This is a genomic window from Paenibacillus naphthalenovorans, from assembly GCF_001465255.1.
In the GTDB taxonomy this organism is placed as follows: Bacteria; Bacillota; Bacilli; order Paenibacillales; family NBRC-103111; genus Paenibacillus_G; species Paenibacillus_G naphthalenovorans.
Map to the genome: position 1 here is coordinate 3,972,605 of NZ_CP013652.1, position 20,351 is coordinate 3,992,955.

A 20,351-nucleotide genomic window follows, 5' to 3' on the forward strand; every position below is an offset into this window, starting at 1 on the left:
CATATCGCTCATCTCCAAAAAGAAGCTTTCCTTAGAGGGCTTTTGGCATAGTATAGTGCGATAACACGATCAAATGGTAAAGGAAGGAAACTCATGCTGAATTATGTTGTTCAACGAGGCGATACCCTTTATCTGATTGCCGGACGGTTTGGAGTCGCTATAGAGGCGCTCATGAAAGCAAACCACCTGACTGCACCCGGTTTGTACGTCGGACAAACGTTAACCATTCCGGTATCCGTGCCGTTTGAATATGTCGTGCAGCCCGGCGATTCGCTTTACTCGATTGCACTGAGATTTAATACGACGATAGAAGCGATCATGATGCTTAACAGGCTGACATCGGCCGCGCTCCGGCCGGGTCAGCGGCTGCGTATTCCCATCTACACGGAGGCCGTCGTCGATGCGGATACCGCCAATGTACGCGGCAGCGCGGGGACGGCTTTTCCGGTCATCGCCCGAATGGATCGCGGTGCCCGCCTTCCGCTGACCGGCATCGCCGGGGATTGGGTTCAGGTTCGCCTGTACAATGGACGGACGGGCTGGATTTTCCGCGATATCGTCAATCTGGTCCCTCACGACGGAGAACGGCCGATCCAGGAAATATTCGGTTATTATACGGAGGAAGAAGGTCCGACATTACCCAGCTCTTACAAGGTCTTCTCGGAAAATACAGACAGGCTGTCCAATATCGGCATGTTCCATTTCCGTATAGACAGGGAAAACCCGGAGCAAATCGAGAAGTTTCCTTTATTTGAGGATGCTTATATGCGGGAGGTCGTGGGGCTAGGCCACCTCCACAATATTAAAATGCTCGCTACCATCCATAATCTGCTGTATGAACGGGGAAAACAGGAGGTCAATAAAGAAGTGATCCGGCGGATGCTGACCAATCCCGACACCCGCAAAGCGTTTATTCAAAATATCATCGCGCTCCTGCAAAACTATAACTTTGACGGTGTAAATATCGATTTCGAAGATGTCCACTATGAAGACCGCGAGCTGCTTAACTCTTTCTACAGAGAATTAGGACGGGAATTAAAAAGCAGGGGGTATTATTATTCCGTCGCCACCCCGTCACGAACCTCGGACGCTCCTACAAATCCTTTTTCCGCTCCCTTCAATTATGCGGTCATCGGGGCGGCCGTCGACGAATTTGTCGTCATGCTGTACAACGAGCACGGTTGGCCCGGCAGCGGCCCCGGACCGGTGGTTTCCATCGGATGGATGGAGAACGTCGTCAAATATGCGTTAACCAAAATGCCGGGCAGAAAAATTACGGCGGCCGTTTCCGTATTCGGTTTTGATTTCAATTTAACGACCAACCGGAACACGTATGTGACTTACGACATGGCGATGGAACGTGCCAAAAAATATAATAAAACGGTCGTTTTCGATCAGAAAACGCAGACGCCCATGTTTGCATATACAGACGAAGCCGGAAATCAGCATGAGGTATGGTTTGAGAATGCTGCAAGCATTCGCGCCAAGCTGCAGCTGGCCCACCGTTTGGGTATCCGCGGGATTGCCCTTTGGCGTTTAGGGATGGAGGATCCCGAAATATGGACAATGCTCGCCGATGAATTTGTCATTGCCAAAAGTGTTACTTAACATCCGCTATTCCATGCTCAAGACTCCGCTATATGGACACCTTGCCCTATATACCGGAGTCTTTTGACGACTAGCGGATCTTTATGCGGAGTCCGTCATGGCTTGGCGGGAGACGAATCCCCATCCTCGACGATCTGCGCATCCACATCGATGATATCCGGATGTTGATCGGCATCTTCGCTAAAGAAATCCTTTAATTTATTTTTCGCCTTCAGCTTCACAGCTTCATCAATATTCATAGCGACGGTTCCAACAGCCAACATCAGCGCCCCTAAATCATCTACGTACCCAAGTACAGGGAGCAGATCAGGCACAATATCCAAAGGGAGTATGAAATAGCCCAACGCTCCATAGATTTGCACCTTGGTCTTTAAAGGGATGTTGGGACTCTCCAGCGCATAAAAAAGCAGCAAGCCGCAGTACACCACTTTCATTCCCGCATCCTTGGCATACCTGCCCAGCTTTGACCACAGTCCCGTCTCCGAGTAATGCTTTTCGTACTTGGAATTGCCCATATCTGAATCCCTCCTCTCCGTAACATATACAAATTTCGATAGATGATGTATATTTCCTTTAACCCCCACACAAAAAAGCCGGCCAAGCGGCCAGCTCGTCATACGCCTGTGAAGGCACTTTCTTTTCTTATCCTGTTTGCAGCATTTTGTGGAGCATGGTCCCGGTCTGCGCGAAATTCGTATGCCAGGAAAATGCCTTTTCCAGGACATGAGGGGTTTGCCCTCCCCTTGTCAGGGCTTCATTATAATATTCCTTCAGCTGCTCGCGGTACATCGGATGCGCACACCGTTCAATAATAAGCTCCGCACGCTCTCTCGGCGCCAATCCGCGCAAATCGGCATAGCCTTGCTCGGTGACCACCACATCCACATCGTGCTCCGTATGATCCACATGAGAAACAAACGGCACGATACTCGATATATTTCCGTCTTTGGCGGTGGATTTCGTTACAAAAATCGCCAGACGGGCGTTTCGGGCAAAATCCCCCGAGCCTCCAATACCATTCATCATGTTCGTTCCCATCACATGTGTCGAGTTCACGTTGCCGTAAATATCGAACTCTAACGCCGTGTTGATCGCGATGATTCCCATACGGCGAATCACTTCAGGGTGATTGGAGAGCTCCTGCGGCCTTAAAATGAGCCGATCGCGGTATTTATCCAAGTTAGGGAACACACGTTCCATGGCGGGGGCGGACAGCGTTATCGAGCAACAGGAAGCAAAGCTGACTTTACCCGCATCCATTAAATCGAAGACGGCATCCTGTAATACTTCGGAGTAAACTTCCAGATCCGTAAATTCTGATTTCAGAAAACCATGAAGGACCGCATTGGAGACCGATCCGATCCCGGACTGTAAAGGGGCAAGCCGCTTCGTTAAGCGACCCGCCTCAACTTCCTTACGCAGAAAGGAAATCAGGTGCTGAGCGATCGTATCCGTCTCCTTGTCCGGCACAGAGATGGTGGATGGAGAATCGGACTGGTTCGTGAAGACGATCCCCCGGATTTTACCCATGTCCACCGGTATTCCCACGGACCCGATCCGGTCATCCGGCTTCGTGATAGGGATAGGCAAACGTTCCCCTTGCCTGCCCGGCTCATATAAATCATGGAGCCCTTCCAGCGCCTGCGGCTGCGCCATGTTGATTTCAACGATAATGGACTTCGCATGCTGTGCGAAGACCATCGAATTGCCTACGGAAGTCGACGGAATAATCATCCCGTCCTCCGTGATTGCAATCGCTTCCACAATAGCGAAATCAATCGGCTCCAGTACTTGGCCGCGAACCATTTCAGACGTTTTCGATAAATGCTGATCTATAAAGTAAAATTCTCCCTGATTAATCTTTTTTCGCATCGTAGGGTCCGCTTGGAAAGGAAGACGTTTATGCAGCAAGCCGACTTCAGCGAATAATTTATCAATATCCGATCCCAGCGATGCGCCGGTGTACACATTCACTTTCAATCTTTCGGTTTTGGCGCGTTCCGCTAACGCCATGGGAACCGCTTTCGCATCTCCTGCACGTGTAAAGCCGCTCAGCCCCAGTGTCATACCGTCTTTAATCCAGGAAGCAGCTTCTTCCGCAGAAACAACTTTGTATTGCAGGTGTTGGTTTCTGATTCGATGATAAACGCTTTCCAAAAGGCTCTCCCCCAATCGACTAGTCTTTGCATTTATTTTAAACGATGGCCGTCAAGGGAGAGGATTTTTCGGATGAAATGGATTAAAATCGGGATAGAGCACAAAGATCGGCTGATGAAACAGAGATTTTTTTCAGAACGCGAGCAATTTCCTGAAATAACTGGTGTACGATTGACTGACCGTGATTTTGGTTTGGTTTTTCATGATGAGCACAAGCGTCGAATGAGTATCAGGATAAATTTCCTTGATGTGGTTTACATTTACGATATAGGAGCGATGGCAGCGCACAAAGTAATCCTTCGGCAAAAAGAAATCAAATTCGTTCAGCGTATATTTATGCGTACCGGACAGCTTCTCGGTCACCACATAGGTTTTGCGGTCGCTGGCCTCCAAATACATTACTTCCGGAAAAGGGATCGGAACCCATCCGTCGTGATATTTTACGGTCACTACCGATTTTCCGGTCGTCAAGGTCGGGAATATCGCAGAAACACACCCCGTTAAAACGCCTTCTTGAATGATAGGCACCGCCATGCCGTAATAAGGTACGCCAAATATATCCCGGTCAATAAACTCGGAGATTTTTTGCCGGGCGGTTAACGCTTTATGCGTAATGGTCCCCTCTTTAATCGGGTCGCCGGGCTTGATTTTAAGATTGATCCTTTTGCTTGGCCGGTAATACACATATTCCTCAGTGTTTGAAACGACAATAGAGGTTTCGTCCGAGAACAGCTCCCCTATCGCCTCAAAGATTGAATCCATTGTAAAATGTTCCATGTCACGCACCTTCTTCAACACGATCATACGATATCGAGAGGAACTTTTCTGGAAGGGCCGGGAAATGCTTCGTCCAGTTTCTTTATATCTTCTTCCGTTAATTCGATGCGTCCTGCCGCGGCATTGGCTGTAACATGTTCTTCTGTCGATGCCTTAGGTATGGCGATGACGTCACCGCTTCTTATGCACCATGCCAAAAGAAGCTGAAAAGGTGTAATCCCATGCCGTTCGGCAATCTCCCTGACGACCGGGTTTTCTACCAGCCCTCTTCTTAAAGAGCCTGCCTGCGCTATAGGACAGTAGGCCATAATCGGCATGCGGCGTTCTCTTTGCCAGGGAAGCAGGTCATACTCTATACCGCGGGACCCCAAATGATAAAGCACCTGATTGGTCACACAATGCGTTCCTTTATCCAGACGGACCAGTTCTTTCATATCGTCCGTATCCAGATTCGAAACGCCCCATCGCAAAATTTTCCCCGCTTTAACCAAGCGCTCCATGCCTTCGATCATTTCGCTTAAAGGAACGCTCCCTCTCCAATGCAGCAGATAAAGGTCAAGCCTGTCCGTCTTCAACCTCCTCAGGCTGTCCTCACAGCTTCGGGCTATACGGTTCAGTCCCGAGTTATGCGGGTACACCTTGGATACCAGAAAAACTTCATCTCTTATCCCTTCCAGCGCTTCCCCGACCAGAGACTCCGATCTTCCCTCGCCGTACATTTCGGCCGTGTCGATCAGAGACATTCCGAGCTCCACGCCGAGTCTCAAGGTTCGGATCTCCTCTTTTCTCTTCGCCGGGTCATCCCCGATATGCCAGGTTCCCTGACCCAGTCTAGGTACGAAAGTTCCGTCTGAAAGCCGGACTTTACGTTGATCATTAACCGCTTTGATCTGTTGAATTTGATCCTGGTTGAGTGCAGCCATATTCTCCCCCTCCTTCGATTTTTATCGGATGGTATTATTCCCTGATGAACCGGATTATAACATGATATGATCTTCATCGACAGCAGCGAAAAAGCTCTGCGAATCCTTTGGTTCAATAGACATCCCGTCCGGTAAACGCTGCAAAAGAAATCACCAGCGCCGCGGCGCCCCAGACCGAAAGCACCAGCAGCGAGGAGCCCAGCGACATGCCGGCGATCGGCGGAGCCGCATCTTCCAGGTAATCGATAAGCTGCAGATTGACCATAAACAGATATTTGGCCGATTCCCAGGAAGCGACCATCGCATTCAGAATCGTCCCGGCAATAAGACAAGCCAGCATGATCCCCATGACGGCGGCGGTGCTCCGAACCAGGACAGAGAGCATAAACGTAATCGTAGCGACCACCACCGAGACAAACCACGCCAGACCGAGCGCCATCAGGATAAACTGCCACTGGGGTACCATTCGCACACCCGAGGAATCCAGCTGCCCCCCGCTGACTGAGAATCCGGTAAGAACCGGCGCTGTCCAGCCCTGAAAGCCGAACACCAGCCCGGATATGACGGTCGACAGCAAGCCGAACAGCGTAATAATGAACGACACCGATAAAAGCAGCGCCAAATATTTGCTGAGCAAAATTCGCCATCTTCTTACAGGTCGCGTCAACAGCACCTTCATCGTTCCGGAGCTATGCTCCGAGGATACCAGATCCGCAGCAACCACCATCACCATTAAGGGCAGAAGGAGGTTGATGCTGTTCTCCACAAAGCCCCTTGCGAACGTCGGAGCTCCCGGCTCGGACGGATTAATGTCATGATCCAAATAATACCGCTGCTGCGCGATACGAATCTCCAAACTTTGGCGCGATTCCTCCGTCGTCCGGGGGTTGGTTAACCGGTTCTCCCAATTGGCGATGCGCTGTTCCAAAGCCGTACGCCAATCGATATCGCCGAATCGTTTGCGGTTTTCTTCCGCCTGCCGATACTGTGCATATGTAAACAGGGAGATCAGAATCCCGATAATCAGCGTAACGACCAGAAGTCTTCTTTTTCCGGTCAGCTTCACCATTTCATTGTAAATCAGGTTAATCAATGCTTTGCCCTCCCGTCAGTTCTATGAATAGATCCTCAAGAGAGGGAAGCTTGCGGCTCATCTCCGTCACGGTTACTCCCGCTTCCACCAGCGCTTGATTCCACCTGCCGACTTCCTGTTCGATATAGGGGGTAATCACAGCATCCCCCTCCATCTGTATCGAACCGGCCAGCCCCTGCAAAACCCGGATCCCCTTCGATATAGGAGCTAGCCGCCAGATGACCCGTTCCTGCCGAGCCAGAAGGCTGTGTACCGTGCCTACTTGAACGACCCGTCCTTTAGAAATAATCGCAACGCGGTCGCACATCATTTGAATTTCACTTAACAAATGACTGGACACCAGCACGCTTAAGCCTTCTTTTTCCGCCAGATAGCGTATGAACTCCCTCATCTCCCGAATGCCGGAGGGGTCGAGCCCATTGGTCGGTTCATCCAAAATCAGTACTTTCGGTCTCCCCAGCAAAGCCTGAGCGATGCCAAGCCTTTGGCGCATACCCAGCGAATAAGTCTTCACCTTATCGTGGATTCTTGCGCCGAGCCCGACCAACTGAACCACTTCCGAAATCCTTGTTTCGTCAATCCCATCCATCATTCGGGCAAAATACTGCAGATTACTCCATCCGCTCAAGTAGGAGTACAGCTCCGGATTTTCAACAATACAGCCCAGATTCTTCATCGCCTCGGGGAACTGCTTATCGATATCATAGCCGCATATGCGAATGAAACCCGCCGTAGGCTTAATCAGCCCTACCAGCATTCGAATGGTTGTCGTTTTCCCGGCGCCGTTCGGCCCCAAAAAACCAAACACCTCGCCGCGCTTTAACTCCAAGTCGAGGCCTTGAATGATTTCCCGCTTCCCAATGACCTTTCTCAGGCCCTGCACCGACAATGTAATATCGCTCATGCGCCCACCTCCTACCAAGTAATTAACGAAGCGACCCTTTCCCCGATTAAGCGGTACCCGTCTGCATTAGGGTGGAACAAGTCCCTCGCCAAATAATCCTGCACCTTCAATTGAAACAAGTCGAAGGTCGGAACCAGGACAGTTTGCGGATACCGGGACGCGACCTCGGCGGCTTTATAGTTCCAGTCTCTTACGATCCTGCTTGTGATTTCCGTTTCCTGCAGTTCAATGAACGGATTGTACAACCCGATCAGAAAAATGCGTGCGGCGGCGTTTTCCTCGCGAAGCTGCTTCAGAATTCCATCCAGTTCGCGCAAATAGGCAGACTCGATTTCCTGAATCTTCACCGGATCCAGGTGCCCCAGTGTTTCCCCGCCCCGGAACAAGTCATTCCCGCCTATACTGATGACAATGACGTCAGCGGCTTTCACTTGAGCCTGCAGTTCTCTTTCCCGAAGGAGCGAAGCCAATTGGCCGGAGGTTTGTCCGTTTACCCCGTAATTCTCAACCACAATCTCTTGCTCCGACTTCTCCTTGAGGCGATCCAGCATATAGCCGATATAGCCTTTTCCTTCCGGGTCTCCCGTCCCTCTGGTCAAAGAATCGCCAAGCGCAAGCACCCGGAAGCTCCCGTCCTCCACCACGGGTGTATACGGCTCGTCCTGGGCTGCAGGAGCCCTCTCTATAGGAGCGGGCGCTGCATCGCTGAAATAATGCTGCAGTGTCCACGCCAATCCTCCCATCCAGACCAGAAAAGATACGGCCGACACGGCCATAAGCCATTGAATCGATCTCTCTTTCATCTCGCTCCCTTCCCCCATCTCACTTTCCCTTTTTTTCCGAGCATAGCACACAAAGCTGAAAAGAAGCTGAAATAAGCTATGCGGTCTGCAACCGCTACGGCATCGTATACGGTTCGAACAAGTTCGCGTCTCCCTTTGCCAAAACCAAACCCCGAACCTATGCGTTCGGGGTAACCTATACGTTGGGGTTTATCATATATCCATCCCTGTGCGTTTCATCATGCTCCTCAGCCGATCGATATCCACTTCAATTCCCTGTGCCGCTCGGCTTACTTCTCTAACCTTGTTATATTCAAACAAGCTTTTCGACGGCTGCATTTTATTCCCGATGAAATAATAATAATCAAGTCCGGCATGGTTGCTCATGATCCAATAGATCGTATTGATGTAATATGGCGAAAAGATCTCAATGACTTTTGTCCCCCGTTTACAGAATACAAGATTGGTCAGGTTCGCGCCATGCGGGGCAATAATGATTTCTGCGGATGAGAAGATTCGGATCTGCTGCTCTACTGACAATTTGCTGAGGACGACCTTTTGAAAACGGTATTTGCCGAGCAGGTCCATCACTTGGTCTTCATTCGTGATTTTTCGGTAGTTCGCGTCCTCCCGGCTGATATAAAGCCTCTTGTATTCGTTGGCATCGCCCGCCCCGGAATACTTCGAGAACGCATCTCGAAGAAAATCGACGGCCCATCGGGGATAATTGGAATGATACCCGACCAACGACGACACTAGAAGCTTGGCCTGCAGATGGACATTAACCGTTCCGATCGTTAGTCTTGCGCCGGGGGGAATGCCGAGCATGTCTAAAGTTTCCGTGTGGAAGGAAGGGGGAGGATTGTAGTTGGTATTGAAGACAAATTTATCTATGGCTATACCGGTTTTTCTCAGCAATGCTATACGGGGCAGTACGTCCAGCATCCAGTGAAAATAGGAATCGCTCGCCGTATAAGTGAGAACGCCTAACGTTTCGGAGCAGTGTTCAACAGGCGGTAAGCCAGCTTGTTGAAAAACGGAGTGCTGCTCGGGAGAAGATCCCCAAAATTCCAGGGAGACATCCCACAGCAGTTTATTGTCCGGCGTGATGACCGCGCCTCTCGGTCCCCATAGCCTGCCGCCGGGGATAACGGCCACAAATGCGCTGTGATGAAGACGCTGGTGATATTCCCGGGGAGTGAACGCTTCATCCAGCCCTTTAGGTGTACTAAATTGACTGTCATGTTCAGAAAACAAATCCAGCTTGTTTCCTTCCGTCGGGTTGCCATTCGATTGACACGCCGAGAACCATTCCTCTACGGTCCGATAATAGCCTGCCGGAGGAAGAAGCCTCCCATCTGGTCTGGTCAATGGATTTCCCTCCGTTTCTTATTCTTTCCATAACGACTTTTGTTCATTTGCCGGGCCGTCTCATATGCCTCTGCCGTCCGATCAATCATGATTTGCGGATGCCAATATTTGCGTGCCCATTGTTTACCCATTTCTGCCAATCGAACCCGCAGAGACGGATCGTTCATCAGTTTTACTATCGCTTCATACAGCTCTTCCGGATTGCGCGGTTCAACCAGCAGCCCCGTATGGTCCGGAATAATTAATTCCGCATTTCCTCCCACACGCGTTGTGATCACGGGAAGACCTACAATCTGAGCCTCCATCACGGCCAATGAATGGTTCTCGATCAGGGTTGGCAGGACAAAGATATCCGCCTGTTTATACAAGTGAATCATATCCTGCTGGTTGCCTAAAAATTGCACGTGTTTTGTTAAACGGAATTGATCCGCCATAGGAACCAGCTCTTCCATTGCAGGACCGTCACCGGCAAATTGACAGATGAAATCATCCCTTTCGTGCAAAAGCTTGCCAAGCGCTTCGATTAAATATGACTGTCCCTTATAAGAAACTAATCTCGCCGGGCAAATGATTACCATTTTACCGTTCATCCGGTTTTCACGCGGATTCCCGTTCGCTTGGGCGACAATGGAAGCGGTATCCAGCCCATAAGGAATGACGGCAAGATGATTGCTTGAAACAAAAAACCGGTTCGTATATTCTCTCCGGAGCCATTCGCTGGAAAATATCGTGATATCTGCGGAGGATGCTCCCATATGTTCCTCAATAAAGCTGTATTGCCAGCTCGAAGACCCGGTATCCGCGATTTCCTTGGTCAAAAAAAACTCTTCATTCAGCAGCCCGTGAATGGTGGCGACATGGGCAGCTTGTACAGGTTTAACCCGGGAAATCGCTCTGGTGGAAATGACGTCATGCGTATGAATCAAATCATATTGATCCAGGCCGATCAAGGCCGATGCCATTTCAAACACATATCGCTCAATCTCCCGAAAGCGGGCCCAAGGCTCCAATTCCGGAAGCTCCTGGTCAAAATAGTCCATCATGATGTCGTGCACAGGAAACAAAATGGGATTTTTTTCTATCGTGGGCTGATCACTCAATCGATAAATTTTATTCATATCCGGATGATGGGCCAGTATGTCCACCTGATGTCCGAGTTTTTCCAAGCCTTGTTTCAGCACGTTTAAGTACGTATTGACTCCACCTATATGAGGAACAAACCAGTAGGTGACAAGCAAGATTTTCATAAATGAAACCTCCTTATCGGTACCCCAGCTGTCAAGAGCCTGTTTGTTATGAATGCGGCAGCATGGGAATATGGATTACCTTAGAAAAGCCATCCATATGAACCCTAATGATCTGATCACCATATCGACTGGATTGGCCTACCACTTGGTATGCTCCGGCCGGCAGCCCCTTACACTGATAGTACCCCTTCTTATTAATCCCTATTTTCCTGACCAGGATTTGGTCTTTGTTGAATATCTGAACCGTCCCCTCCGTTAAAAACCGTCCCGTAAATTTGTCATACACCATACCGCTTATAGAGGATAGGCTGTCAGACCTCTTGTCCCACCACAAACTGTTCTTAAATGGATGCAGCATTTCTTTATCGGGAATTTTATACGTATCGGCAAGAATGAAGGATAACCGGTCCCATAGGGGTTCGTCTGTGCAGTTAAAAATGTTTCTTGGCTTGAAATCGAGCAGATCATGATACGGTTCCATCGCATCAGGCAGTTCGGGAATGACGATATCATCAAGCAAAAAGGAGAGTTTCCTTGTATCTTCGCTGATCCCTTTATCCTTCGGTACAAAAACAGAGCTGGAGATAATCAGCAGCTTTCCCTGCATTACGGGTTTCATTTTCGTTTGCATGGTGAAATGGCCTTCTTGGATCTCTGCCTGATCCATCAGTTCACCATTGATATAAACGGAGATCGTGAGTTGTTCAGGCCATGGGTGTCTGCGTCCGGAAATGATTAAAGCTGTTGTTCTCCTGATAGGAGGCAATGGAATGACAAAATACTTGGAAAGCCATCCATCAGGATAACGGTCCGTAAATATAGCGCTCATCAACATCCCTCCGTTTTTTTGATTTTGTTGTTGCCACCCTTTGATGGACGAACAGATCGTGGTCAAACCCGGAAGGTGCGTAAGCTCCCCGGACTTTATATCAAAATATGTGATAGAAAAATATATTGAAACGGCAATAGACTACGTCTTTCATTTTTAAGATCGCCGGGGTCCGGGCGGCTCTATCTACTCGAATCTGTATGCATAGAAAAAAGACAGCCCGAATGAAAATATCATTCGGACTGCCCTTGTTAACCATCGGGTGGATCGGTCATCTCTCAAGCATGCTTCTTTCCACCCAGATACGCGTCTTTCACCCTATCATTGTGAAGTAAATCCTGCGCCTCGCCGCTCAGAACGATTTGTCCGGATTCGAGAACATAACCGTAATCGGCTATCTTGAGCACCTGCCGAACGTTCTGCTCCACGATCAGCACCGTCGTTCCTTCTTGATTGATCTGCCGGATGACCTTAAAGATATCGGAAACAATGATCGGAGCCAATCCCATAGAAGGCTCATCGAGCAGCAGCAGCTTCGGACGGGACATCAGCGCACGCGCGATGGCAAGCATTTGCTGCTGTCCGCCGGACATCGTTCCGGCAAGCTGGTCCACCCGCTCTTTCAGAATCGGAAACCAGGCGAACATCTTCTCGATATCCTGTTGAATACATTGGCGATCGTTGCGCTGGTAAGCGCCAAGCTCCAGGTTCTCGAGTACGGTCATCGGAGCCAGCACCTGACGGCCTTCCGGAACCAAAGCCAGCCCTTCCTTGACCAATTGGTGAGGCTTCATTCCCTGCACCTGCTTACCGTTAAGGGTGATGGAACCGCTCCGCGGCGTAAGCACACCAGCTACCGTCTTCATCAGCGTCGTCTTCCCGGCCCCGTTAGCACCGATCAGAGAAACGATTTTCCCTTCGGGCACTTCAAGCGAAATGCCCTTTAATGCGCGAATATTGCCATAGTACGTTTCGAGATTTTGGATCGCAAGCATCACTCATCCTCCTTCCCGAGGTAAGCCTCGATGACATCAGGATGGTTTTGGATTTCCTCAGGTGAGCCTTCGGCAATTTTCACGCCGAAATTGATGCACACCACTCTATCGCACAGGGTCATGACCAGCGGCATATCATGCTCGACGAGCAGGACCGTCGTACCGTTGTCCCGGATTTTACGGATCAGGTTCATGAGCTCATGCGTCTCGCTTTCGATCATTCCCGCCGCCGGTTCATCAAGCAAAAGCAGCTTCGGATTCGTCGCCAGCGCCCGGGCGATTTCGAGTCTGCGCTGCTGTCCATACGCCAGCGTATCGGATCGGATGTCTGCGACGTCCTTCAGGCCGACGAATTCAAGCAGCTTCATCGAACGCTCCTGTACATGGGCTTCTTCTTTCTTTTGGCCGGGCAGATGCAGCAGAGAAGCCCAATAACCGGATTTGGTTACCGTATGCATCCCGACCTTAATGTTTTCCAAAGCGCTCATATGGCCGAACAAACGGATGTTTTGAAAGGTACGGGCGATGCCAAGCTCCGTAATTTTGTGCGGAGGCAGCTGCAGCAGATTCGTTCCGTCAAAGACGATGCTTCCTATCGTCGGCGGAAAAATGCCCGTGATCATGTTGAAAATCGTCGTTTTTCCAGCCCCGTTCGGTCCGATCAAACCAAGGATCTGGCCTCTGTCCAGACTGAAATTCACATCCGACAGCGCCTTAATCCCGCCGAATGTTTTACCAATTTGCTTCAATTCGAGCAGCATGCTACAGCCCCCCTTTGCCGGAAGTTTTGCTTTTGCGTTGTTTCCATTTGGCAAATGTGCTGGCCGTGATCAAGCCATGCGGACGGAACGCCATAACGAGGATCAGCAAGGTGCCGTAGAAGATCATTTTGTATTCGGCCAGAACGCGCAAATACTCCGGCAATCCTGTTAACAACGCCGCCCCGAAGAGCGGACCGATAATGACTTCCGAACCGCCGACAACGGCAAACGATAATATTTCCACAGCCCGGTGATAATTGAAATCGTCCGGCGTGATGCTCGTCGTAATGTGGGCATAGAGGCCGCCGCCCAGCCCCGCGAGCATGGAACCGATCAAATAAGCCAGCATCTTGTAATACGTAATATTGATGCCCATGGCGCGGGCCGCTGTTTCATCCGCACGGATGGCGCTGAACGCCCGGCCGACCCGGGAACGGTCCAGACGAATTTGGCATAATAAAATAACGATAAATAAAAGCATCATCGCAATTAAGGTCGATAAGGCTTTCATTTGAGATACGGAAATCCCCAAAACGGATGCATCCAGTCCAATTAACTTCTCCAGCTCGTATAACCGCGTTCCGATCGATTGCAATCCGGTCAGACCCAGCGCACCGTTGGTGATTTCCAGGTTCAGCATAATGACCCGGACAACCTCGCCGAAACCAAGGGTAGCAATAGCCAGATACAGTCCATGAAGTCTTAATGTGGGATAACCGATAATTAAAGCCACAATCCCGGTAATGATCACTGCGAGAATTAACGCCACAATTAACGGCAAATCCGCCGATTTGGTAGCAATGGATGCGGTATACGCTCCAATACTCATAAACCCTGCATGTCCAAGCGAAAGCTGTCCCGTAGACAACGTAATATAAATACTGATAGCCAAAATCAAATTCAGGAACAAAAAGGTGAAAACCTGCAGCGTATAAGGATTTAAAAAGTCCATTTTCTTCTCATGATCCCCCTTTACGCCTTTTTCCCAAACAGACCTTGCGGCCGGATGAGGAGGATGACAATAATCATACCGAAGGCTACGGCATCCCTGTAAGAGGAATCACCATAAGCAACGGCCAATACTTCCGACATGCCGATCAGCACGCCGCACACCATGGCCCCGGGAATGCTGCCGACTCCGCCAAGGATAAGGGCAGCCAAGCCTTTGAAGCCCAGTGTCAGACCCATCGACGGGATTAATGCCGAATAAGCAATACCGATCAGCATGCCGGCGATGCCGCCCAGAGCCGAAGCAATCACCACGGTCATAATAATGACGGCGTTCGTATTGATGCCCAGAATCCCTGCGGTTTCCGTATTTTCCGCAGTTGCTCTGAGCGCCTTACCCATTTTGGTCTTTTGAATCCAATAATTCAGAATGACCATTAAACACAGTGAGATGCCGATGATGATCAGATCCGCCGCGCGCATCTGCACGGGTCCTATATGGAAAACGGCCGCTCCGACACTCGGCACCGACCGGGAATCCGCTCCAAAGAATATATGAGTCAATTCTTCGATCAGGATGGCGAAACCAATCGTGCTGATTAGAGGCGCCAGATGCGGTACGTTCTTTTTTCTTAGCGGCCGCAGCGCGGTGAATTCAAGCACAAGCCCCAAGATTCCCGATACGATGACCGCAACGGGAAATGCGACCATAAACGGCAATCCGGTATTAACCGTAAGACTCAATCCCACAAGCGAACCGAAAATAAAGATCTGACCATGTGCCATATTGATAATGCGCAGCACACCGAAAATAAGCGTATAGCCGATAGCGATCAATGAATAGGTACTTCCTACGGTCAATCCGTTGAAGAGCTGCTGCCAAATCACGCTGTCTCCTCCTTTTTTTCAAAATGGGCTTACGAAACAAGCAACCCGGGCAGCACCCGGGTAACTTGTTTGTTTCCCTAACTATTCAAACCTTCATTAACTTAAACAAAGGGGGCCTAAAGATGGAGTGGATTATTCGAACGTTACAAACTTGCCGGCTTTCACCGTAACGACGACAGGCACACCGATCGGATTACGTTTTTCATCAAAGGAGAGCTTGCCCGATACGCCATTGAAGTCCTTCAGCTGGGCCAATTCGTCACGCAATGCGTTACGGTCACCGCCTTTATTCGTTTTCAAAAGGGACTGGGCCATGATATACATCCCGTCATACGCCTGAGCCGCGAATTGATCCGGTTTCTTGCCGTATTTCTCTTCATATTTTTTCACGAAATTTTGTACATTTTCGTCTTTTTTGTCCGGGCTGAACGGCGTGGCTACGATAAGACCTTCCGCCGCGTGGCCGGCAATTTCCAACACTTGCGGATTGTTAAAGCCGTTGCCGCCGATAATCGGTACATTCAGACCGATTTCGCGTGCTTTTTTCACAACAAGAGAACCTTCCTTATATAATGCCGAAACGAACAATGCATCCGGATTGGCTGCTTTGATTTTGGTCAGCTGTGCGGCGAAGTCTACATCCCCATTCGAGAACGTTTCTTCACCCAGGTTGGTTAGTCCCATCTTTTCCGCCGTAGCCTTCATGGTTTTAAACCCGGATACGGAGAAATCGTCGTTCTTCGCATAAATGAAAGCCGCTGTCTTGATCCCGTGCTTCTTCACAGCCACATCCATAGCGGCAGGAATCGCTACGGACTCAGGCAGGGAATTGCGGAATACATATTCGCCGATGTCGTTAATGCCCTCGGCAGTATTGGAGATTCCGAGAATCGGAGTTTCCGCTTCACTGGCTACCGGTCCAATCGCAAACATTTCGCCGGACAAGGTCGGACCGATGATCCCGACGACTTTATCCTGGTTAATCAATTTATTGGCCGCATTGATAGCGCTTTCTTTCTTTCCTCCCGAATCTTCGGTGATGAGCTCGATTTTTAATTTTCCTTTGTTCGCTTCATTTAACTCGGTTAAAGCAAGCTCTAAACCTTGTTTTTGGGCTTCGCCATAGGCCGCCCCGCTTCCGGAAAGGAATCCGATGTAACCGATTTTAGCCACCTGTTCGCCATTTCCGGCTTCCGCCCCGGATCCGCCGTTGGTTGCCGCAGGCTGCGCACCGCAGCCAGCCAATAAGGCCAAGCTCAATACAGCGGAAAGAACTGTACCCATGCCTTTTCTCTGTCTCATGTCGCATCTCCCTTTGAATAAGTATTAATAACAAAAAATGTAACAAATTTATTAACAAAGTGTCAATAACAAATCTCTTACTATTTCGACACTTTTCCTGCACGTTTCCAATTAATAAATAAGCAAAAAGCACCGACCCGAAGGTCCGTGCTTTTTAGATCACATTGACTTGTCAATGATTACCTTTAGTATCCGTTTTTCATCCGTTTCCCCGCCTTAAAGACCACGCCGTTCCATTCCAGGACCGGTTTTTCGCCCAATTCGGGTATTCAGCCCAATTGGCCTATCAAAAACCCGCTTAACGTATCGTAGTCATCGGTCGGCAGTTCCATATCCAGCAATTTTTCCACATCGTCCAAACTGGTGTAGCCTTGTACCATAAATGTATTTTCACCGATGGCGATGACTTCCTTCTCTTCCTCATCATGCTCGTCGAAAATATTGCTGACGATTTCCTCAAGCAAATCCTCGATCGTCACAATACCCGCTGTTCCCCCATATTCATCAATGGCAACCGCCATATGGACCTTGTTCTTCTGCAGGTCCTTGAACAGTTCGTCGATCCGCTTGGCCGCCGGAACAAGATACGGTGCTCGTATGACATCCTTGATATCAAGAACATGCTCATGACGGCTTTCCAGACACAATATGATGTCCTTTACATGTAGAATTCCTACAATATTATCAATTCCCTTCTCAAAAACCGGGAATCTCGTATATTTCTCCATATGAATCAATTGCACGACTTCTTCGAGCGTCGCCGTGATCGGAATAGCCACGATATTCGTCCGGTGAGTCACAATATCGGAGACGACTTTATTGTCAAACTCAAAAATATTGTCGATCATCATTTTCTCGGTTTCCTGAATGGTTCCCCGCTCCTTGCCGACATCCACCATCATCCGGATTTCCTCTTCCGTCACCTGCTCGTCATTGGCATGGGGATCCACGCCGAATAGACGAACATCACATTGGTGGAGGCTGTCAGCAGTTTAACAAACGGAGACGCGATCACCGACAGCGCGGTCAAAGGCCGCACCACGATCATGGATATGGCTTCCGCTTTTTTCATGGCCAACCGCTTGGGCACCAATTCACCGAATACTAACGTGAAGTAGGACAGCACCAGCGTAATAAAGATCACGGATATCTTTTCCAATAAATTCTGCGAGATCGGCACTCCCATTTCATAAATGAAACGGGCCAAGCTCCCGGCAAAGCTATCTGCCGCAAAGGCACTCGCCAGAAATCCGGCCAGCGTGATTCCGATTTGTATCATAGCCAGAAACCGGCTCGGCTCCTTCAGCAGCTGATAAAGCAGGTTTGCTTTTTTGTTCCCTTCCTCAGCCATCAGCTTCACTTTGTTATCGTTCAGCGAGATCAAAGCGATTTCAGACGCGGCGAAAAAGGCGTTTAATGCTACGAGTATAATAAGAATGATAATCTCCACGCTTGTTCATCCTCCGTTAATGGTACTTGTCCATCATATAAAAGCAAAGGCATCCTTCAAATTCACAACGGAGGGATCAATTGCCTTGATTCGCGTCTATTTCAATGGCCTGCTGCCCGAAACGATGAACATGATCTCCGGAAAAGTCGGCCATGGACTTCCCATCCCCAATTTACATTTACTAATAAATAACTTACATATCAAGTTTCTCGGACCATCCCTTAACAGAATTTCCCAAACACCAAACGTTCATCCCGTTTTTTTTGAGAATATGATTGCCGCTGCGAGCCCAATCGATTTCTTTACCGCCGCAAGTCAAAAAAGACCCGACTGCAATCGAGCATTGCCATCAGGTCATTGATGATTCGTTTACTTCAGCCATTCATGAGCCGGATCAAAATACGGCACTAACGTCCTGCCATGGTCTCCGGCCATCACCCACAAATAATAGATGGGATACCCTCCCGCCGCGCTAAGCGGATGATATCCTCTATCCACTGCGAAGCTGTCTCCATGTCTTACTACGTAGGCTTGATCGATGCTTTGATCCTCCGTGTAATGCATTTGGATGCCATACCCCTGCTCAGGATTGAATTGATAATAAAAAAACGCTTCCAGATGCCGCTCATTTGAAGAAAATTTATGAGGGGGATAGCTTGACCAATGCCCGGGCTGGAGATAGGTCTCCCCCAGGATCATACGGTGGACGCGGCCTTCGCCATTGTCGCCGATAATATCATTGACTTCCCGCCGCCACGTTTCCTTGCCCCGGGGGTGGGCAACGACTTCGTTCGGCCTGACAACGAAAGGCGCATACTTGCTTTCCGCTTTAACCTTGCATACGGCGATTTGGACATCATTCGACTGCGCGGTCACTTGATAACCGGATTGGCATGGGATGTACACCGCAGTTGCTTTCCCTTTAAATACATTGTTCCTTTCTCCCAGGTCCGTCCACTTCTCATTCTCGCAAGCAACCGTCACCTTACCCGTCAAAAGGACTAAAGCCGTTTCATAACCGCCCGTCTGGCTGGAATAGTCTTCACCTTCAGTTAAGGATATTTTTCCGAACGCAACATATTTTAAATCGTGGTCTTCGGTGATGATATCCTGATACCCTGCCGCTTCCTTTGCTTTGAATAAATAAGCCAATGCTGCCACTCCTTTTTTATTTGGAAATCATTGTATACATTGTGTATTTTATAATGTTATGTGATAAGCGCTTACATAGCAATAGTTTTTTGCTTAGGAAAATAAAGAAGAAGCCCCTCCAAGTAAACGGTTGTGCTCTTCTTGCACACTTGTCTGCTTAAAGGGGATTCTTCGGATTGGAGAATCGCCAGGGCTTTTTATACGGATTCTCTTTTCATTAATCCTGAACCAGAGCGTATTTCTTGTCAATTTTGGCTACCAAAGAATAATAAGTGTCTACCATGTTGCCGACATGGAGCTTGCCGATTTGGGTTAGCGCCTGATAGGCCTCCCATTGATCCCAGCCGAGCTCTACCATCCAGTCAATTAATTCCGCGTAAGCGATGCGTGCCGCATCCTCCATCGGACGCGCGCTCCCTACGACCATAAGCTCCGTGGAACTTTCAATTCTGGGCCATTTAATGGCTTTCCCTTTGATTAATTCAAATTTCAGCGTGACCTTCGCCGTAATCTCCAAAGCCACACCGCATAATTCACCGTCGCCTTGACCTGCATGACAATCTCCTGTAAAGAAGTACGCTCCCGGCACCCGTACAGGCAAATAAACGGTGTTGCCCGGCTTCGTATCGGGTACGTCCATATTTCCCCCATGGTCTGCCGGGGTCAATGCGGATATCGCTTCAAGCTCCGGAGCCGTACCGATCGTACCTAAAAACGGACGCCAGGGAAATTTCAATCGCTTGTTGTAAGTTAACTCGTTATCCTCCAGTTTATAAATAAACACCTTCTCCGGAAGCGGTTCGTTCAAGGTGCGTGTGGTGTTCGTGGCCGTTAACCCGCCGAAGTTAGGCAGATGCGCGCTAACCGCCCAATCCCTGGTCGGCTCTATGTCCATAATGTGTACTGCCAGCGTATCGCCGGGCTCCGCCCCTTCGACAAAGATCGGCCCTGTTTGGGGATTTAAATAGTTGCCCAATATTTTTGACGGAATATCGGTATCCTTCGTAACCCGATCTTCAAAGGCGTCCCTCGTATAGATGGCTACGGTTTCCCCCGGATTCACTGTGGCTATAGGCTCCAGATAACGGCTGAATACGTAACTATGTGCTCCGGGTTGTCTGATTTCTTTCATTAGGTTCGACTCTCCTCATCCCATAAGATTTG

The 20,351-nt window shown here is 49.3% G+C and carries 21 protein-coding genes; 2 read left to right on the forward strand and 19 right to left on the reverse strand.

Annotated features, from left to right (window positions below; all coding sequences use genetic code 11):
* The first annotated feature begins 93 nt into the window (after positions 1-93).
* Positions 94-1,608, forward strand: a complete 1,515-nt coding sequence (locus IJ22_RS19475; RefSeq protein WP_145862551.1) for a LysM peptidoglycan-binding domain-containing protein — start codon at positions 94-96, stop codon at positions 1,606-1,608.
* Between the two features lie 95 nt (positions 1,609-1,703).
* On the opposite strand, the gene IJ22_RS19480 is transcribed toward IJ22_RS19475, so the two are convergent.
* The 17 genes from IJ22_RS19480 to IJ22_RS27080 all read right to left on the reverse strand — a co-directional run bounded on the left by IJ22_RS19480 (position 1,704) and on the right by IJ22_RS27080 (position 18,035).
* A complete protein-coding gene (locus IJ22_RS19480; RefSeq protein ID WP_062410004.1) occupies positions 1,704-2,123 on the reverse strand; it encodes a YkvA family protein in 420 nt (139 codons plus the stop codon).
* A gap of 127 nt (positions 2,124-2,250) precedes the next feature.
* Positions 2,251-3,765: a succinyl-CoA:acetate CoA-transferase ScpC gene (locus IJ22_RS19485; protein ID WP_062410005.1), complete on the reverse strand. Its 1,515-nt coding sequence runs from the start codon at positions 3,763-3,765 to the stop codon at positions 2,251-2,253.
* Positions 3,766-3,897: 132 nt separating this feature from the next.
* A complete protein-coding gene (locus IJ22_RS19490) occupies positions 3,898-4,542 on the reverse strand; it encodes a LytTR family DNA-binding domain-containing protein (RefSeq protein WP_054818338.1) in 645 nt (214 codons plus the stop codon).
* A 23-nt stretch (positions 4,543-4,565) separates the two neighbouring features.
* The gene (locus tag IJ22_RS19495) at positions 4,566-5,465 is read right to left on the reverse strand and encodes an aldo/keto reductase (protein WP_054818339.1); all 900 of its coding nucleotides are present in this window, start codon (positions 5,463-5,465) and stop codon (positions 4,566-4,568) included.
* 112 nt (positions 5,466-5,577) lie between these two features.
* A complete protein-coding gene (locus IJ22_RS19500) occupies positions 5,578-6,558 on the reverse strand; it encodes an ABC transporter permease (RefSeq protein WP_062410006.1) in 981 nt (326 codons plus the stop codon).
* A complete protein-coding gene (locus tag IJ22_RS19505) occupies positions 6,551-7,462 on the reverse strand; it encodes an ABC transporter ATP-binding protein (RefSeq protein WP_062410007.1) in 912 nt (303 codons plus the stop codon). The genes IJ22_RS19500 and IJ22_RS19505 overlap by 8 nt, the downstream gene beginning before the upstream one ends.
* 11 nt (positions 7,463-7,473) lie before the next feature.
* Positions 7,474-8,265, reverse strand: a complete 792-nt coding sequence (locus IJ22_RS19510; RefSeq protein ID WP_062410008.1) for a GDSL-type esterase/lipase family protein — start codon at positions 8,263-8,265, stop codon at positions 7,474-7,476.
* A 192-nt stretch (positions 8,266-8,457) separates the two neighbouring features.
* The gene (locus IJ22_RS19515) at positions 8,458-9,615 is read right to left on the reverse strand and encodes a glycosyltransferase family 61 protein (protein WP_054818340.1); all 1,158 of its coding nucleotides are present in this window, start codon (positions 9,613-9,615) and stop codon (positions 8,458-8,460) included.
* Positions 9,612-10,862 (reverse strand): glycosyltransferase family 4 protein, encoded by a 1,251-nt coding sequence (locus tag IJ22_RS19520; protein WP_062410009.1) that lies wholly within the window; start codon positions 10,860-10,862, stop codon positions 9,612-9,614. Before IJ22_RS19520 ends, IJ22_RS19515 begins: the two co-directional genes overlap by 4 nt.
* A 46-nt stretch (positions 10,863-10,908) precedes the next feature.
* Positions 10,909-11,691 (reverse strand): carboxypeptidase-like regulatory domain-containing protein, encoded by a 783-nt coding sequence (locus IJ22_RS19525; protein ID WP_054818344.1) that lies wholly within the window; start codon positions 11,689-11,691, stop codon positions 10,909-10,911.
* A 278-nt stretch (positions 11,692-11,969) separates the two neighbouring features.
* Entirely contained in the window at positions 11,970-12,686 is a 717-nt protein-coding gene (locus tag IJ22_RS19530; RefSeq protein WP_062410010.1) for an ABC transporter ATP-binding protein, read from the reverse strand.
* Positions 12,686-13,447, reverse strand: a complete 762-nt coding sequence (locus IJ22_RS19535) for an ABC transporter ATP-binding protein (RefSeq protein ID WP_054818346.1) — start codon at positions 13,445-13,447, stop codon at positions 12,686-12,688. Before IJ22_RS19535 ends, IJ22_RS19530 begins: the two co-directional genes overlap by 1 nt.
* A gap of 1 nt (position 13,448) precedes the next feature.
* Positions 13,449-14,399: a branched-chain amino acid ABC transporter permease gene (locus IJ22_RS19540; RefSeq protein WP_062410011.1), complete on the reverse strand. Its 951-nt coding sequence runs from the start codon at positions 14,397-14,399 to the stop codon at positions 13,449-13,451.
* Positions 14,400-14,419: 20 nt separating this feature from the next.
* The gene (locus IJ22_RS19545) at positions 14,420-15,283 is read right to left on the reverse strand and encodes a branched-chain amino acid ABC transporter permease (RefSeq protein WP_062410012.1); all 864 of its coding nucleotides are present in this window, start codon (positions 15,281-15,283) and stop codon (positions 14,420-14,422) included.
* Positions 15,284-15,415: 132 nt separating this feature from the next.
* Positions 15,416-16,585 carry an ABC transporter substrate-binding protein gene (locus tag IJ22_RS19550; protein WP_062410013.1) on the reverse strand — a complete coding sequence of 390 codons (1,170 nt, stop codon included), beginning with the start codon at positions 16,583-16,585 and terminating at the stop codon, positions 15,416-15,418.
* Between the two features lie 269 nt (positions 16,586-16,854).
* A complete protein-coding gene (locus tag IJ22_RS27075; protein WP_335338476.1) occupies positions 16,855-17,487 on the reverse strand; it encodes a hemolysin family protein in 633 nt (210 codons plus the stop codon).
* A 17-nt stretch (positions 17,488-17,504) separates the two neighbouring features.
* Positions 17,505-18,035, reverse strand: coding sequence for a CNNM domain-containing protein (locus IJ22_RS27080; RefSeq protein ID WP_335338477.1), 531 nt, complete (start codon positions 18,033-18,035; stop codon positions 17,505-17,507).
* An 85-nt stretch (positions 18,036-18,120) separates the two neighbouring features.
* Between IJ22_RS27080 and IJ22_RS19560 the strand changes: the two genes are divergently transcribed.
* On the forward strand, positions 18,121-18,396 hold the full coding sequence (locus IJ22_RS19560) for a hypothetical protein (protein ID WP_145862552.1): 276 nt from the start codon (positions 18,121-18,123) through the stop codon (positions 18,394-18,396).
* An 8-nt stretch (positions 18,397-18,404) separates the two neighbouring features.
* On the opposite strand, the gene iolB is transcribed toward IJ22_RS19560, so the two are convergent.
* Both iolB and IJ22_RS19570 read right to left on the reverse strand, forming a co-directional pair.
* Positions 18,405-19,187, reverse strand: a complete 783-nt coding sequence (iolB, locus tag IJ22_RS19565; RefSeq protein WP_062410015.1) for a 5-deoxy-glucuronate isomerase — start codon at positions 19,185-19,187, stop codon at positions 18,405-18,407.
* A gap of 217 nt (positions 19,188-19,404) precedes the next feature.
* A complete protein-coding gene (locus IJ22_RS19570) occupies positions 19,405-20,319 on the reverse strand; it encodes an acetamidase/formamidase family protein (protein ID WP_062410016.1) in 915 nt (304 codons plus the stop codon).
* Positions 20,320-20,351: the final 32 nt, after the last annotated feature.

Bases quoted from the DNA above. Each gene is read 5' to 3' on its own strand.
- IJ22_RS19475 (WP_145862551.1), top strand. From the start codon at position 94: ATGCTGAATTATGTTGTTCAACGAGGCGATACCCTTTATCTGATTGCC.
- IJ22_RS19480 (WP_062410004.1), bottom strand. From the start codon at position 2,123: ATGGGCAATTCCAAGTACGAAAAGCATTACTCGGAGACGGGACTGTGG.
- IJ22_RS19490 (WP_054818338.1), bottom strand. From the start codon at position 4,542: ATGGAACATTTTACAATGGATTCAATCTTTGAGGCGATAGGGGAGCTG.
- IJ22_RS19495 (WP_054818339.1), bottom strand. From the start codon at position 5,465: ATGGCTGCACTCAACCAGGATCAAATTCAACAGATCAAAGCGGTTAAT.
- IJ22_RS19505 (WP_062410007.1), bottom strand. From the start codon at position 7,462: ATGAGCGATATTACATTGTCGGTGCAGGGCCTGAGAAAGGTCATTGGG.
- IJ22_RS19510 (WP_062410008.1), bottom strand. From the start codon at position 8,265: ATGAAAGAGAGATCGATTCAATGGCTTATGGCCGTGTCGGCCGTATCT.
- IJ22_RS19520 (WP_062410009.1), bottom strand. From the start codon at position 10,862: ATGAAAATCTTGCTTGTCACCTACTGGTTTGTTCCTCATATAGGTGGA.
- IJ22_RS19525 (WP_054818344.1), bottom strand. From the start codon at position 11,691: ATGAGCGCTATATTTACGGACCGTTATCCTGATGGATGGCTTTCCAAG.
- IJ22_RS19530 (WP_062410010.1), bottom strand. From the start codon at position 12,686: ATGCTTGCGATCCAAAATCTCGAAACGTACTATGGCAATATTCGCGCA.
- IJ22_RS19535 (WP_054818346.1), bottom strand. From the start codon at position 13,447: ATGCTGCTCGAATTGAAGCAAATTGGTAAAACATTCGGCGGGATTAAG.
- IJ22_RS19540 (WP_062410011.1), bottom strand. From the start codon at position 14,399: ATGGACTTTTTAAATCCTTATACGCTGCAGGTTTTCACCTTTTTGTTC.
- IJ22_RS19550 (WP_062410013.1), bottom strand. From the start codon at position 16,585: ATGAGACAGAGAAAAGGCATGGGTACAGTTCTTTCCGCTGTATTGAGC.
- IJ22_RS27075 (WP_335338476.1), bottom strand. From the start codon at position 17,487: ATGATGGTGGATGTCGGCAAGGAGCGGGGAACCATTCAGGAAACCGAG.
- IJ22_RS19570 (WP_062410016.1), bottom strand. From the start codon at position 20,319: ATGAAAGAAATCAGACAACCCGGAGCACATAGTTACGTATTCAGCCGT.